Source organism: Flagellimonas zhangzhouensis (assembly GCF_900102925.1).
GTDB classification, from domain to species: Bacteria; Bacteroidota; Bacteroidia; order Flavobacteriales; family Flavobacteriaceae; genus Flagellimonas; species Flagellimonas zhangzhouensis.
In genome coordinates this window covers 41601-56418 of sequence record NZ_FNKI01000006.1, presented here as the reverse complement: position 1 = coordinate 56418, position 14818 = coordinate 41601, and the positions used below count along the sequence as shown (strand labels likewise).

The 14818-nt window shown below is 39.0% G+C and carries 14 protein-coding genes; 6 read left to right on the top strand and 8 right to left on the bottom strand.

Annotation, left to right across the window (positions count from 1 at the left end):
• Nucleotides 1–51: 51 nt before the first annotated feature.
• The 4 genes from BLQ18_RS16065 to BLQ18_RS16050 all read right to left on the bottom strand — a co-directional run bounded on the left by BLQ18_RS16065 (nt 52) and on the right by BLQ18_RS16050 (nt 3929).
• The gene (locus tag BLQ18_RS16065) at nt 52–453 is read right to left on the bottom strand and encodes a response regulator (protein ID WP_245668169.1); all 402 of its coding nucleotides are present in this window, start codon (nt 451–453) and stop codon (nt 52–54) included.
• Nucleotides 446–2266 (bottom strand): PAS domain-containing sensor histidine kinase, encoded by a 1821-nt coding sequence (locus BLQ18_RS16060; RefSeq protein ID WP_245668168.1) that lies wholly within the window; start codon nt 2264–2266, stop codon nt 446–448. Before BLQ18_RS16060 ends, BLQ18_RS16065 begins: the two co-directional genes overlap by 8 nt.
• Nucleotides 2267–2459: 193 nt before the next feature.
• Complete coding sequence (gene coaD / locus BLQ18_RS16055) at nt 2460–2918, bottom strand: pantetheine-phosphate adenylyltransferase (protein ID WP_090299156.1); 459 nt, start codon at nt 2916–2918, stop codon at nt 2460–2462.
• Between the two features lie 36 nt (nt 2919–2954).
• Nucleotides 2955–3929 carry a D-alanine--D-alanine ligase gene (locus BLQ18_RS16050; RefSeq protein WP_090299153.1) on the bottom strand — a complete coding sequence of 325 codons (975 nt, stop codon included), beginning with the start codon at nt 3927–3929 and terminating at the stop codon, nt 2955–2957.
• A gap of 77 nt (nt 3930–4006) precedes the next feature.
• Here BLQ18_RS16050 and BLQ18_RS16045 point away from each other — a divergent pair, with 77 nt between their 5' ends.
• The 6 genes from BLQ18_RS16045 to BLQ18_RS17045 all read left to right on the top strand — a co-directional run bounded on the left by BLQ18_RS16045 (nt 4007) and on the right by BLQ18_RS17045 (nt 10370).
• Nucleotides 4007–4594 (top strand): PASTA domain-containing protein, encoded by a 588-nt coding sequence (locus BLQ18_RS16045; protein WP_090299150.1) that lies wholly within the window; start codon nt 4007–4009, stop codon nt 4592–4594.
• Nucleotides 4595–4596: 2 nt separating this feature from the next.
• The gene (locus tag BLQ18_RS16040) at nt 4597–5631 is read left to right on the top strand and encodes an RluA family pseudouridine synthase (protein WP_090299147.1); all 1035 of its coding nucleotides are present in this window, start codon (nt 4597–4599) and stop codon (nt 5629–5631) included.
• An 89-nt stretch (nt 5632–5720) separates the two neighbouring features.
• The gene (yaaA, locus tag BLQ18_RS16035; RefSeq protein WP_090299144.1) at nt 5721–6482 is read left to right on the top strand and encodes a peroxide stress protein YaaA; all 762 of its coding nucleotides are present in this window, start codon (nt 5721–5723) and stop codon (nt 6480–6482) included.
• Nucleotides 6483–6656: 174 nt separating this feature from the next.
• On the top strand, nt 6657–9203 hold the full coding sequence (locus BLQ18_RS16030) for a phosphoenolpyruvate carboxylase (RefSeq protein ID WP_090299141.1): 2547 nt from the start codon (nt 6657–6659) through the stop codon (nt 9201–9203).
• A 152-nt stretch (nt 9204–9355) separates the two neighbouring features.
• On the top strand, nt 9356–10069 hold the full coding sequence (locus BLQ18_RS16025; RefSeq protein WP_090299137.1) for a uracil-DNA glycosylase family protein: 714 nt from the start codon (nt 9356–9358) through the stop codon (nt 10067–10069).
• Between the two features lie 118 nt (nt 10070–10187).
• Nucleotides 10188–10370, top strand: a complete 183-nt coding sequence (locus BLQ18_RS17045; RefSeq protein WP_175443793.1) for a hypothetical protein — start codon at nt 10188–10190, stop codon at nt 10368–10370.
• A 60-nt stretch (nt 10371–10430) separates the two neighbouring features.
• On the opposite strand, the gene BLQ18_RS16020 is transcribed toward BLQ18_RS17045, so the two are convergent.
• The 4 genes from BLQ18_RS16020 to BLQ18_RS16005 form a co-directional block, all read right to left on the bottom strand.
• Nucleotides 10431–11927, bottom strand: a complete 1497-nt coding sequence (locus tag BLQ18_RS16020; protein WP_090299134.1) for a M20/M25/M40 family metallo-hydrolase — start codon at nt 11925–11927, stop codon at nt 10431–10433.
• A 32-nt stretch (nt 11928–11959) separates the two neighbouring features.
• Nucleotides 11960–12721, bottom strand: a complete 762-nt coding sequence (trpA, locus tag BLQ18_RS16015) for a tryptophan synthase subunit alpha (RefSeq protein ID WP_090299131.1) — start codon at nt 12719–12721, stop codon at nt 11960–11962.
• 94 nt (nt 12722–12815) lie between these two features.
• Complete coding sequence (gene trpB, locus BLQ18_RS16010; RefSeq protein ID WP_090299128.1) at nt 12816–13997, bottom strand: tryptophan synthase subunit beta; 1182 nt, start codon at nt 13995–13997, stop codon at nt 12816–12818.
• Nucleotides 13998–13999: 2 nt separating this feature from the next.
• A complete protein-coding gene (locus BLQ18_RS16005) occupies nt 14000–14716 on the bottom strand; it encodes a phosphoribosylanthranilate isomerase (RefSeq protein ID WP_090299125.1) in 717 nt (238 codons plus the stop codon).
• Between the last annotated feature and the right edge of the window lie 102 nt (nt 14717–14818).

Genomic DNA, 14818 nt, shown 5'->3' with positions numbered 1-14818 from the left:
GGTTGGCACAATAATGTTTTTCTTGCAAACCAAAAATACAATATAATATGTTTATGAAGCCACATTAATGTACCCAAGGTCAGCCAATTCTATCTTAAAAATGGGCTTGTTCTTAAAATTTAGAGTATGTGGGCAACGGGCTTTGTAATAATACCATTTCTCCAAATCCAACGGATCAATGGAGGATGTTATCACATTTATAGTAATAGGTTGTTGAATGTTCATGGAGATTAATTCTTCCAAAAAGCCCCATCCATCCAAAATGGGCATATTAATATCCAAAAAAATCACTTCGGGCAATAAACTACCTCCAACTCGTTCTTGTATTTCGTTCAATGCCTCCTTGCCGTTTTGAAAAATTTGGATATCGGCACAACCAGCAACAGGTTTCAACATTTTTTTGATTCCGAATACCGTGATCGGATCATCGTCTACAATAAAAATACTATTCATTTTCTTCATTAAAATACACATTAAAGGACGAGCCTTTATCAACTTCACTTTCTATGGTTATGGTTCCGCCCATGGCCTCAATTTGATTTCGTACCAAATACAGGCCAAAACCTTTGGCATCTTCTCGCTGATGGAAAGTTTTGTACATGCCAAACACTTTATCCCCATTCTTTTCTAGGTCAATACCAAGTCCATTGTCGGATACGCGTAAACACACTTGATTGTTTTCGAGAAATGCATCTATGGTGATCACAGGGTCCAAGTCGGGTTTTTTGTATTTGATCGCATTGGTAATCAGGTTAAGAATAATACTGTCCAAATAGGCAGGCACAGACGAAACAGTTATTTGTTTTGGGATGTTGTTTATGATCCGTGCCTTGTTTTTCTCGCTAAATGCAACAATGTTCTGTTGTGCCTTAACAATGCTATCGTGTAGGTTAAGTTGTTTTTTTAACTGCGGCGTTTTGGTGTTGACATCTACTACTTGATTTAGGTTTTCAAGGGTCTCCAACAAATTGTCCGACGCGTGGTTTAACATTTTTAATATTTTTCCTCTTTCCTCCTGATTTTCTTCATAGTTCAAAAACTCCAAAAGCATGGAGAAGTTGGCTGAATGTGATCTAAGGTTATGGGAGACAATATGTGCGAAGTTTACTAGCTTCTTGTTTTGAATAGTGGTAATACTGATCAAATTTTGAAGCTGTTCTTCTTTCTTTTTAATGGCCGAAATATCCATGCTAATTCCAATAAGGCCATTTACGCGGCCGTCAAGGTCAAAACGTGGAATTTTTGAGGTTAGGAAATAGGTGGTTTTTCCATCTTTCTTGGCACTTTCGGTCTCCTTCCCCAAAATGGGTTTAAGGTGTTTCATTACCAGTAAGTCTTCCTCACGTGAAATTTGCGCCATCTTTTCATCATAAAGGTCAAAATCCGATTTGCCCAAAATTTCTGCAGCGCTTTTACCTAGATAATCGCATTCTGCCTTGTTGACCAAAACTTTTTTGGATTCCAAATCCTTGACATAGACGTTCAAGGGTAAGCTATCGATTAAAGTGGTGAGCAACTGTTGGTTTTCCTTGATTTTGGTTTCGGCCATCACTTGTTCATGAATGTCCTTTAAGGTTCCAAAGAGTTTTACCACCTTACCATTTTTTAAAATGGGTTTTCCAGTAGCACGTACCCATCGCTCTTCTCCTTTAAAAGTAAGGATGATCAAATCAACTTCATACGAATCGCCTTTGGTCATCGCATTGTGGAAGAGCATGGAAATTCTATTTTGACTAAAGCCTGACTTGTAAAAGTTTATGGCTTCATTTATATCGGGTCGGTAAGAATCGGGGGCTTTATGTATTCTTTTAGTTTCGTCGCACCAAAATATTTCTTCATTTAAGACATCATATTCCCACCATCCAATTTTGGCTGCTTCAGATTTGTATTTAAGAATATTCTTAAGGCGTTCAATCTCCAATTCCTTCTCTACTTCGGATGTAATATCCTTTGTTTGAATAATGGAACCCAAAACATTCTCATTGTCATCAAACCACGGGGTAAAGGAACTTTCAAAATGACTAATGTTGTCATTTATAATATTCTTGTGTTTGAGGGAAAAGGCGTTGTTGTTTTGAAAGTCTTTAGCTTCTGGAAAAAAATCAAGAATTTTAAGCTTGCGCTTTTTCTTTGTCGGTACTAAACCAAAAATCTCCAACCAGGAGTCGGATGCATCCATCACAACTCCATTTTTACCAACAAATGCGGTAGGGGTGGGGAGCTGTTTGATTAAATAATTTTGGTCTATGTTCTCGACTGCTTTCAAATTTCGGGGGTATTATGAAATTGTATGCCGTTAATTATGAGACCAATGTAAAATTATCCCGATGTATTGGAGAGTTAATGTTGTGAAAGAAGTAAAAAATGTGGTTTTTACATCAATTTGCAATGTTTGACATTTGTCAAGTTTGAAGAAATCACCTACATCAAAATTTATCGGTTGATCAGAAGCTTTAAAATTATTTCTTTACAATGACGGTTTCGGGAACAAGTCCAGTGTAATCGCCTCCATTTCTAATGACATCTCGAACAATGGAAGAACTAATAAACGATTTACCCGAAGAGGTAAGCAAGAACACAGTTTCAATTTCTGATAGTTTACGGTTAGTGTGCGCAATGGCCTTTTCAAACTCAAAATCCGCAGGGTTGCGAAGTCCCCTTAAAATAAAATTGGCATCTATTTTTTTGCAGAAATCTACCGTCATGCCTTGGTAAGTAGTTACTTTTATTTTGGGCTCATCTTTAAAGGCTTCTTTGATAAATTGAACCCTTTCCTCCAAAGAGAACATGTATTTTTTGTCAGCATTGATCCCTATAGCAATAACGAGTTCATCAAAAAGGGTAACACCTCTTTGAATAATGTCAGAATGACCTAAGGTTAGCGGGTCAAAAGAACCAGGGAACAATGCGCGTCTCATGTGGTTTGGTAATTGGTTTCTTAAAAATACGGATTTCTATCGTAAAGCTTCTTCTATGGCACTGTCAAAAAGTGCTTCTAAAGAAATTCCAGCCTCTCGAGCTTGTTGCGGTAACAAACTTTCTTCGGTAAGTCCTGGAGTGGTATTGATCTCCAATAAATAAGGTTCGGCCCCGATAAAAATAAACTCACTTCGGGTGTAGCCTTTTAGGCCGAGCACTTTATAAATAAATTCTGCCCTTTCTTTTACATTGGTTGCCTGAGTTTCTGAAATTCGAGCAGGAGTGATCTCTTGGGATTTACCCATGTATTTCGCTTCAAAATCGAAAAAATCGTTTTCTGAAATAATCTCGGTGGCGGGTAACACTTTCACTTCATTATTATAGGTGATTACCCCAATCGAAACTTCGGTGCCATCCAAAAAAGATTCAATAATAACTTGGTGGTCCTCTTTAAAGGCATTCTCGATGGCGGTCTCCAATTCTTCTTTTTTGTACACTTTGGAAACGCCGTAGCTACTTCCCGCTCTGTTCGCTTTCACAAAACAAGGGAGTCCTACCTTTTCAGCAATGGCATCCTCATCAATAGATTGACCCTTATTAATAAAATAGGAAGTGGCACAAGGTATTCCGTAGGGTTTCAAGGCGCTCAATAAATCCCTTTTGTTGAAAGTTAGAGCGGCTTCGTAATGGTTGCAAGAGGTATGTGGAATCCCCAACAACTCAAAATAAGCCTGCATTAATCCATCTTCACCTGGGGTGCCATGAATGGCATTGAAAACACAATCAAACTTGATTTTATTTCCATCCAATGGCAAACTAAAATCGGAACGTTCCAATAAAAACTCATTGTTTTCTTCATCCAAATAGTACCATTTTTCTTTGGTAATAATTATTCGATAAGGATTGTATTTGCTTCTATCCAAATACTTAAAGACCACATTTCCACTCTTTATGGAAATATTGTATTCACTGGAGTAGCCCCCTATGATGATGGCAACGTTCTTTTTCATTGGTTCAAAATATCGCAAAGCCAAAGTAAAGAAAAAAGGGTTGGCTTTCCTATATTTGTCCCGATAAGGTAATCCACATGAAAAATTTTTTAAACTTTTTAAAAAGTAAGACATTTTTGATTCAATTGGGCTTGGCGGTCGTGGCTGTGCTTGTTTTGGTGATGCTGTCTTTGCGATGGCTTAACAGTACTACCAACCATGGTGAATTTGTAGAAGTGCCCGATTTTTCCAAAATGTCTGTATCCGAAATGCGAAAAGCTGTTGAGGATGCAGGTTTGCGATACCAAGTTTTGGACTCTTCCGAATATAATCCCGATTACCCACGTTTTTCCATTTTGGACCAAAATCCACCTGCGGGAAACAAGGTGAAATCCAACCGTAAAATATATTTTACCGTTAACCCATCAGGGTATAAAAAGGTGACCGTGCCAGATATTATTCAGGTAACCCAACGAAATGCTGCTTCTATGCTTAAGGCAGTAGGATTGGATGTGCAACGTGTTACTTACATTGATGAGTTGGGTAAGGATATGGTGTACAACATGAAGTTTAAAGGGAAATACATTAAGCCTGGAGATAAATTGCCCAAGACCTCCAAAGTTGAACTGATCTGTGGTAACGGGACTGTTCCAGGAAGTGCAAGGGTTCAGGCAGAGTCCAATTAAGCATGGATATTTCGGATAACGATAACCAAGAGTTGTCGCAAGACGAGCTCTACGAGCATTTTAAGTTCATGGCCTCAAAAGGTCAGGAGCCTTTGCGCGTTGATAAATTCTTGATGAATTTTATCGAAAATGCTACTCGAAACAAGATCCAACAAGCGGCCAAACGAGGTCATATTTGGGTAAATGGCGAGGTTGTAAAACAAAACTATAAGGTAAAAGCAGGTGATGAGGTTAAAGTGATGTTCGAGCACCCACCTTATGAGTTTTTACTGACTCCTGAGGACATTCCGTTGGATATAGTGTACGAGGATGATTCTCTTTTGGTGGTGAACAAACCCGCAGGGATGGTAGTGCACCCAGGTCATGGAAATTATTCGGGAACCTTGATCAATGCTTTGGTCTACCATTTTGAGAATTTACCCAACAATAGTTCAGAACGCCCAGGTTTGGTACACCGAATTGATAAAGACACTACGGGCTTGTTGGTGATTGCCAAAACGGAAACCGCGATGACGCATTTGGCCCAACAGTTTTTTGAAAAAACCAGTGAGCGTGAATATATTGCCTTGGTTTGGGGTAATGTGGAAGAGGATGAAGGAACCATTGAAGGTCATATAGGTCGAAACCCTAAGAACAGACTTCAAATGGTGGTTTTTCCGAATGGGGAAGATGGGAAAGAAGCGGTGACCCACTATAAAGTGCTGGAACGTTTGGGCTATGTGACTTTGGTCTCCTGCAAATTGGAAACAGGAAGAACCCATCAGATTCGGGTGCACATGAAATACATTGGGCATACACTGTTCAATGATGAGCGCTACGGTGGGGATAAAATTTTAAAAGGCACCACATTTACCAAATACAAGCAATTTGTAGAAAACACCTTTAAGGTTTTGCCCAGACAAGCTTTGCATGCCAAAACTTTAGGGTTTGAACATCCAGTGACAGGAGAGTTCATGCGTTTTGATTCAGAATTGCCAGAAGATATGGTGAACGGTATTGAAAAATGGCGTGGCTATTCTAAACATCATGAATCATAGTTTTCATTAATATTAAGATTGAAAACACCATTGGAAAATGCTTTTTGAAGCCCAAATTCCTACTTATTTTTACTGAAATTTAAATGCATATGAAAATTGTGATCTCTCCAGCCAAGTCGTTGGATTTTGAAACAGCCTTACCAACATCAAAATTTACACAGCCCGAATTTTTGGAGCAATCCGAAAAGCTGAATGCGGTGCTGAAAAAGAAGAAACCAAAGGCATTGAGTGAGCTGATGTCCATTTCCGATAAGTTGGCTGAACTGAACTGGGAGCGCAATCAACAATTTGAGCCACCTTTCACTCCAGAAAATGCTAGGCCAGCAGTTTATGCTTTTAATGGTGATGTGTACCAAGGTTTGGATGCCTACACCATTCCAGAGGAAAAACTAGATCAACTTCAGGAAACCCTCAGAATTTTATCAGGATTGTATGGTGTGTTAAAGCCTTTGGATTTAATTCAGCCCTACCGCTTGGAAATGGGAACACAATTGAAAATAGGAAGAAAAAAGAACTTGTACGACTTCTGGAAAACACAATTGACCGCCCATTTAAACAATGAATTGGAAGATGGTGAGTTGTTTGTGAACTTGGCCAGTAATGAATACTTCAACGCAATCGATACCAAGAAATTGAAAGTTCCTGTGATCACCCCAATCTTTAAAGATTGGAAAAACGACAAGTTGAAGATCATCAGCTTCTTTGCCAAAAAAGCACGTGGATCTATGGTGCGCTACATCTTGGATTCTGACGCTAAGACCTTGGACGATATTAAAAACTTCAATTACGACGGTTACCTTTTTAGTGAAGAGCACACCCTAAAGGAAAACCAGCCCGTTTTCGTCCGATAAATCTTTGGTAAAATCCAAAGTAATCTTTAAGTTGTTAGTGACAATTGGGTTTGGGTGTTAAGATAGAAACGCCTTATACCTAAAATTGTGATACCCTTAAATTTAACCCATTGGTTACACATTAATCACGACCTTTGGGTGTTCGTCTGTTTTTAACACTAACACAAACAATACATGCAACAGTCTAAACGGTTAGAAGAGTTTAAAAAATCGGTAACCAATAAATTCAATATCTACAACAGTCTTTTCTTGAGTTTACCCTACAAGAACATTGAAAATGTGGGGATTTTGATTCCACTTTTGTTGGATCAATGCGAAAAGGGATTGAAAGATGGTAAGGAGCCCCAAGAAATTTTGGATGTGTTCTTTTCCAACTTTGCCAATATTCAAGATGAGCGTGAGCGATTGGATTTTATGTTCCGCATTGTGCAATATGTGGAACGTCAGGTGGTGTTGTATGATAGTGTTGAAGATTCGGCATTTCCGAAACTTCAGGAGTACAGCACTTCGTTGACCATTCCTGATTATTTTGAATTGGTGAATCGCACCAAAAACTGGGACAAGGTATCCAAGAAACTGTCCACATTCAGCGCACGAATTGTTCTTACAGCGCACCCTACGCAGTTTTATACCCCTGCTGTTTTAGATATTATTGCTGAATTGCGAAGCCTTATTGACGAAGATAGGCTTCACGATATTGATGTAACGCTTCAACAATTGGGATTGACCTCTTTGGTGAATGCCAAAAAGCCTACTCCGTTGGATGAGGCCAAAAACATCATCTATATTTTGAGGAATACCTATTATGATGCAGTTGGGGATTTGTACCAATATGTAAAGAACAACATCAAAGATGAAAAGTTTGAGAATTACAATCTCATGAAACTTGGATTCTGGCCAGGTGGTGACCGAGATGGAAACCCCTTTGTGACCGCTGATATCACCAAACAAGTAGCCGATGAACTTCGATTGACCTTGATGAAGTGCTACTACAATGAATTAAAGGAACTTCGTAAAAAGCTTACGTTCAAAAGCATGCAAGAAGACCTTAATGCTCTGAGCGATAAACTATACCTCGCCATGTTCGACCCGAATGCACCAATTTCCTACGCTGGAATTATAGAACATTTAAATGCAGTTCGTGAGCAATTGATAGAGCATTACCACGAATTGTATCTGGATGAGTTGGACCAATTTATTGATAAGGTTCACATCTTTAAAACGCACTTCGCTACCTTGGATATTCGTCAAGATCATAGCAAACATTTCTTGGTAGTTGAAACTGTACTGAAAAAACAGGGCGTTATCAAGGAATCTTTGGCTGAGTTGAAAGAAAAGGATTTGGTGCAGCAATTATTGCAAAAGGACTATAAACTCAACCCAAAAGATTTTGATGAGGAAATTGTACAGGATACCATTGCCAACATTCAAAATTTAAAGGCCATTCAAGAAAAGAATGGGGAAGATGGTTGTAACCGCTATATCATCAGTAACTCCGAAGATATTTTTGCCGTTCTCTTTGTTTATGGATTGTTCAGATGGTGCGGATGGGACGAAAAGGACATCACTTTCGATATTGTTCCTTTATTCGAAACCATGAAAGGAATGGATGCTTCCGAAGAAGTGATGCAAACCTTGTTTGATATTCCAAAATACAGAAAACACTTGGAGCGCAGAAATGATGTGCACACCATTATGCTTGGTTTCTCCGATGGGACCAAAGATGGCGGATATTTAAAAGCCAACTGGTCTATTTTAAAAACAAAGGAAACCTTGAGTAAAGTCTGCAAGAAAAATGGAATCGCTGCCATATTTTTTGACGGTAGGGGAGGACCACCTGCAAGGGGTGGTGGTAAAACCCATAGATTCTACGCTGCACAAACAAAAGATGTGGCGAATCACGAAATTCAACTCACCATTCAAGGGCAAACCATTACCAGTACCTATGGTACAAAAGAGCAATTCATCCATAACTCGGAACAATTGCTGACTGCAGGTTTGAGCAATAATCTTTTTGGTAAGGAATTGGTGATTTCTTCAGCCCAACGTAAATTGATAGAAGAGCTTTCTGAATTGAGTTTCGATAAATACGATGGGCTAAAACAGCATGATAAGTTTATCCCGTACTTAGAAAACCGAAGTACTTTAAAATATTACACGAAGGCCAATATTGGAAGTAGACCAGGAAAGCGTGGCAATAAAGCAAAATTGACCTTGTCCGATTTAAGGGCAATTTCCTTTGTGGGATCTTGGAGCCAATTGAAACAAAATGTGCCAGGTTATTTTGGTTTGGGTACAGCTATCCAACAATTGAAAGAGGAGGGTCGACTGAGCGAAGTGAAAAAATTGTACAAAGAAGTGCCATTTTTCAAAGCTTTGATGTTGAACAGTATGATGTCTTTGGCGAAAACCAATTTCCAATTGACAAGCTACATGAAAGACGATCCTGAATTTGGAGATTTCTGGAATATACTTCACGACGAATTCGAACTTTCTAAAAAGATGTTGTTACAGATTTCTGGTCTTAAGATTTTAATGGAAGATGAGGCCATTTCAAGGGAGTCCGTAAAAATCCGTGAGAAGATTGTGTTGCCTTTGTTGGTGATTCAGCAAAACGCCTTGTACCATATCACCCAGAATTCTGAGTTTAAGGAATTGTATGAAAAGATTGTAACGCGTTCGCTTTACGGAAACATTAATGCAAGTAGAAACTCTGCTTAACCATAATATAGTATAAGGTCACCCCGAACTTGTTTCGGGGTCTCATAAAATTTTATTTATGTGATGCTGAAACGAGTTCAGCATGACGTGGATTCTCTCTTTTTAATAGTTTGTTCTTTTGAACTTGATACTTAAAACTCTCCACTTTAAACTTGAAACTCTTTCAACACATTCATCCATACGAGCCATTTTTATTGGAAGAGGCCACCAAGTTGATTGTGGGTACGCTACCACCACCTCGTTTTACCACAGGAGAATTAAAGGATGAGGATGTTGATTTTTGCTACGGCAGTTGCAATGGCATGTTATGGCCCATTTTGGACCGAATCTTTGATTTGGGACTCAAATATGAAAACACCCATGAGGCCATTCAACAACGAAAACACTTTTTAATAAAAAATAAAATTGGTGTTTGCGACATTGTGCAAAGTGCCGAACGCGAAAAAATCGATGCTTCCGATTTGGGAATGCAAAATGTAGAACTGCGCGATTTGGTGGGATATCTTCAAAAACATCCAAATATTGAAACATTGTTGTTCACAGGTGGCAATAGTAAAAACGGTCCAGAATATTTCTTTAGAAGACAACTCAAAGAACATGGTTTAAAATTGGATGTGATTTCTGATGAAGTGCCACGAATTCATCAGTTGGAGTTACCTGTCACTTCTAATTCTTTGTCAGTTCGAGCGCCCGCCTGCGGCATGGGCAGGCAGTCGAGAACAATTACAACAGTCTCTTTAACTGGACCCTCGGGAGCAGCCAATAGAGCCGTGGGAAGTTTGCAAGCGTATAAAGATTTGAAAAAAGTCAATCCCAAATTCAACACCTTGGATTTTAGGGTAATGCAGTACCGAGAGTTTTTCTAGTTTGATGGAAATATGAATTATTTAGCATTATTCATCAAATGATATGGGGTTTAGGTCAATTTTAACGTGATTTTTTCGTTGTTATAACTACATTCAACCAAATCCCTAAATCAAAAACATGAGAAATTTACTTAAGATTACTATTGTATTATGTTCTATTGCGATGTTTACATCTTGTAAAGTGAACCATGGTACGGTAAAAAGAAGTACTGCACCAGGTCAGGTTAAAAAAGCAACAGGAGCTAAAAGTGCCAAAGCGTATGCCCCTGGCCAACAGAAAAAGAAAAGCAATAACGAATAGTCTAAATAATTTATCAAAAAAAGCCCCGACAGTTCGGGGCTTTTTTAGTTAGAAGTTCTTTTATTCCATCGGAGTTGATAGCACCCCGTAAAACATTTTAATTCCATACGCTAGTTGCCCAATTTTCACATTTTCATTGGGACTGTGTTGGTTGTTATCTGGATTTACAGTAGGAACAATAAATGCAGGGATTTTCAATTCGTTGATGAATGGTGCAATGGGAACGGTTCCGCCCATGGTTCGAATTTGAATTACATCCTCTCCAAAGGTTTCTTTCATGGTTTTTGTGATGAAAACACCATAAGGGTTGCCCATTGAAGTTCTAAAAGCATCGGTAACACTTCCTTCCCTTACATGAACGATTTTATCGAATTGCATGCGCTCTTCCTTGCTCGGCTCGTGGTCCAATACTTTGTATCCTTGTTTTGCGATGTGGTCCTTTACCAATTTTTTCAATCTAGTACCATCGCTTTCCACTACCAAACGCAAATCCAATTCAGCAGTTGCACTTTCGGGAACAATGGTTCTAGCTTTTGCACCTACCCATCCAGAGCCCAATCCTCTAATATTCAAAGAGGGATATTGTAGCGCTTCTTGATAAAAACTCCCTACTTTTTCCGAGGTTTTGAATTGTAATTTTTCTGCAATGGCTTCATCACTGTCAGGAACACTTTTTAAAATGTTTAAAGTGGACTCGTCTATATTGATGCCATCATAATAGCCTGGAATCAATACCTTTCCATCTTTATCTTTCATGGTTGCCAATAACTGGGCCAATTGGAAACCAGGGTTTGGCGCATAATTACCATAATGGCCGCTGTGTTGAGGTTTGATTGGACCATAAGTAGTCAATGAAAGCGTAGTGATTCCTCTACAACCATACACAACCGTTGGTTTTTCCGAAGCATGAACGGGACCATCCACAATCATTAAAAAGTCAGCTTCCAATAAATCACGGTACTCTTTTACTGCTTTAGGTAAAGGTTTACTACTTTTTTCTTCCTCACTATCCAAAATCACCTTTACATTAAATGGGATTTCTTTACCCTCATTTTTAAAAAGGTCGATAGTGTTCAACAACATCACAATGGGCGATTTGTCATCTGAAGTGGAACGACCAAAAAGGCGCCAATCATAATTGATGTCATCATTGAGTTCTTCCCAAGAAATAGTTTTAAAACCATCACCCTCAGGAGCTTTTAAAACCACCTCATAAGGGTCAGGTTGATCCCATTTTGTTGGGTCAATAGATTGACCATCCAAATGCATATAGATCAATACCGTTGGTTTTTCGGTATTCATCGGTAATGCAGCAAAAAACAAGGGTAGATTTTCTGTTTCCAAAACAGCTGTATTGAAACCACGTTCTCCAAATTTGCGCTTTAGCCAATTAATGTTTCTGTCGATATCATCAGGATTGAGGGCATCGTTTGGTATGGAAATAAAATCCCGAAGCTCGTTGATGGCATCGGCGACTTGCGACTTTATGGCTACATCATCTTGGGCATAAAATGAAAATGCAGAAAATAATGAAGCTAGCAGTATGGCTTTTTTCATGAATCGGCTTGAGTTAGTTTTAAACTCGAAATTTAACGAATTTGACTCACAAACCCACCAATACTGTCTACACCATTTTCTGTTAAATGTTTGATGAAAGCAGAACCAATAATGGCACCCTTTGTTTTTTCTGTAGCTTGATTAAAAGTTTCTGCATTGCTGATACCGAACCCAACAATTTGAGGGTTCTTTAATTGCATATTTGAAATGCGTTGAAAATAAGAAGATTGCTCTTCTCCAAATCCAGATTTTGCTCCAGTGGTGCTTGCTGAACTCACCATATAAATAAACCCTTCCGAAGCATCATCGATGGCTTTGATACGTTCATCACTAGTTTGTGGTGTAATCAAAAACACATTGATGAGTCTATGTTTTTTGAACAAAGCTTCGTACTCTTCTTGGTACACATCAAGGGGTAAATCGGGTAGAATTAACCCATCGATGCCAATTTCCTCACATTTTTGGCAAAACTTTTCCACTCCATATTGAAGCACTGGGTTAAAATAGCCCATCAATATCAATGGAATGGAAACCGATTTTCTTATGTCTTTGATTTGTTCAAAAAGCAATTCAGTGTGCATCCCATTTTTAAGGGCAGCCGTAGAACTTTCCTGAATGGTTGGTCCGTCAGCCAAAGGATCACTAAAAGGAAGACCAATTTCAATAAGATCCACTCCGCTTTTTTCCAGATCTTGGATGATTTGAACCGTGTCGTCCAATTTAGGATAACCAGCGGTGAAGTATATAGAGAGGATTTTTTTATCCTCGCTCAGTTTTTGTTTGATTCTGTTCATTCTAAATCTCGTATTTAAAAATCATTTTGTCATTCCGCACTTGATGCGGAATCCTTAGGGTTATAGATTCCTGCTTTCGCAGGAATGACAGAAATTATAATTTGAAATAATCGATATAATTCTGTAAATCTTTGTCGCCACGGCCTGATAAATTCACTACGACCACATCATCTTCTTTGAATTTTCTATCCTCAAAAATGGCCAAAGCGTGTGATGATTCTATCGCTGGGATTATTCCTTCTAGTTTGCAAAGTTCCAATCCAGCTTGCATGGCCTCATCATCGGTAATAGAAATAAATTCCCCACGACCAGACTTGTACAAATGAGCATGCATCGGACCAACTCCTGGGTAATCCAAGCCAGCTGAAATGGAATAGGGTTCAGTAATCTGCCCGTCAGCCGTTTGCATCAACAAAGTCTTACTTCCATGGATGATGCCCACTTTGCCCAAGGCAGAGGTTGCCGCACTTTCACCTGAATGAATTCCTTTTCCAGCTGCTTCGACGGCAATAATGCCCACTTCTGGTGTATCCAAATAATGGTAAAAAGCACCAGCTGCATTACTTCCTCCACCCACACATGCTACAACGTAATCTGGATTTTCTCGGTCCTCTTTTTCCAACAATTGACTTTTAATTTCCTCGGAAATTACCGATTGGAAACGAGCGACCATATCAGGGTAGGGATGTGGCCCAACTACAGAACCAATAATATAATGGGTGTCCACTGGATTGTTGATCCAATCACGAATGGCTTCGTTGGTGGCATCCTTTAGGGTTTTACTTCCTGATTTAGCCGCTCTCACCTCGGCACCCAACATTTTCATTCGGGCTACGTTCGGAGCTTGGCGAGCAATATCAATTTCACCCATATACACTACACATTCAATGCCCATAAGAGCACAAACTGTTGCAGTGGCCACACCATGTTGACCTGCACCAGTTTCAGCAATGATTCGATGTTTGCCCAATTTTTTGGCCATCAAAATCTGCCCGATCGTGTTGTTCACCTTATGTGCACCTGTATGGCAAAGGTCTTCACGCTTCAGATAGATTTTGGTGTTGAATTTTTCTGAAAGTCGTTTAGCAAAATAGAGTGGGGTGGGTCTGCCCACATAATCTTTTAATAATTGTTGGAACTCTTGCTTAAAGGAGGGTTCCTCCATGATTTGGATATAGTTTTGCCGAAGTTCCTCGCAATTGGGATACAGCATTTCGGGAATAAAGGCTCCGCCGAACTCCCCGTAATACCCTTTTTCATCTGCATGATAACTCATAATCAGTTGTCAGTTTTAAGTTGTAATTCGTCATTGAGTTCATTGATGAATGTTTTCAATGACGTTATGTTTTTTAATCCAGGTTGGGTCTCAAATTTACTGTTCACATCAATCGCAAAACAATATTTTGATGCTGGACTGTTCTTGAATTTTTTCAATTTTTCAATGGATTCCAAACCAATGCCCCCACTTAAAAAGAAAGGTTTGTTGGATGGGTAATTCTCTAAAATAGACCAATCAAACGTATAGCCATTTCCACCTGGTAATTTTCCTTTGGTATCGAAAAGAAAGTAATCACAAATGGTTTCATAATCTTTCAAAATGGAAAAATCAAAATCATCTTTGATGGAAAAAACTTTGATGATATCCGTATTTGTCATGTCGAGTACAGTCGAGACCTCTTTCTTATCATCAACTTTCTGGTTTCTCGACTGTGCTCGAAATGACAGAAAGTTGGATTTTAAATCAGAGCAATACTGAACACTTTCCTTACCATGTAATTGCACGGCATCCAATTGGAATTCGGCAACTTTTTCCAAAACCTCTTCTAAAGGTGCATCTACAAAAACCCCCACTTTTTTAATGGATTTGGGCAAATCGGGCATTTCTCCCTCAAAAAAACGAGAGGAGGGTTCCCAGAAAATAAAACCCAAATAATTGGGTTGCAATTGTGCGACCTCGGTGGGATTATGGTTCATGCCGCAGACCTTTAGTTTCATAATCTTTATTTCGTCAGGTCGAGTATTTTGAAACTTGTTTCAAAATGTATCGAGACCATTTCACTTCTCGATACAATTTACCTTTGGTAAATCACTCGAAGT

Bases quoted from the DNA above. Each gene is read 5' to 3' on its own strand.
- BLQ18_RS16050 (WP_090299153.1), bottom strand. From the start codon at position 3,929: ATGAAAAAGAACGTTGCCATCATCATAGGGGGCTACTCCAGTGAATAC.
- coaD (WP_090299156.1), bottom strand. From the start codon at position 2,918: ATGAGACGCGCATTGTTCCCTGGTTCTTTTGACCCGCTAACCTTAGGT.
- BLQ18_RS16040 (WP_090299147.1), top strand. From the start codon at position 4,597: ATGGATATTTCGGATAACGATAACCAAGAGTTGTCGCAAGACGAGCTC.
- BLQ18_RS17045 (WP_175443793.1), top strand. From the start codon at position 10,188: ATGAGAAATTTACTTAAGATTACTATTGTATTATGTTCTATTGCGATG.
- BLQ18_RS16030 (WP_090299141.1), top strand. From the start codon at position 6,657: ATGCAACAGTCTAAACGGTTAGAAGAGTTTAAAAAATCGGTAACCAAT.
- BLQ18_RS16005 (WP_090299125.1), bottom strand. From the start codon at position 14,716: ATGAAACTAAAGGTCTGCGGCATGAACCATAATCCCACCGAGGTCGCA.
- BLQ18_RS16065 (WP_245668169.1), bottom strand. From the start codon at position 453: ATGAATAGTATTTTTATTGTAGACGATGATCCGATCACGGTATTCGGA.
- trpB (WP_090299128.1), bottom strand. From the start codon at position 13,997: ATGAGTTATCATGCAGATGAAAAAGGGTATTACGGGGAGTTCGGCGGA.
- BLQ18_RS16045 (WP_090299150.1), top strand. From the start codon at position 4,007: ATGAAAAATTTTTTAAACTTTTTAAAAAGTAAGACATTTTTGATTCAA.
- BLQ18_RS16020 (WP_090299134.1), bottom strand. From the start codon at position 11,927: ATGAAAAAAGCCATACTGCTAGCTTCATTATTTTCTGCATTTTCATTT.
- yaaA (WP_090299144.1), top strand. From the start codon at position 5,721: ATGAAAATTGTGATCTCTCCAGCCAAGTCGTTGGATTTTGAAACAGCC.
- trpA (WP_090299131.1), bottom strand. From the start codon at position 12,721: ATGAACAGAATCAAACAAAAACTGAGCGAGGATAAAAAAATCCTCTCT.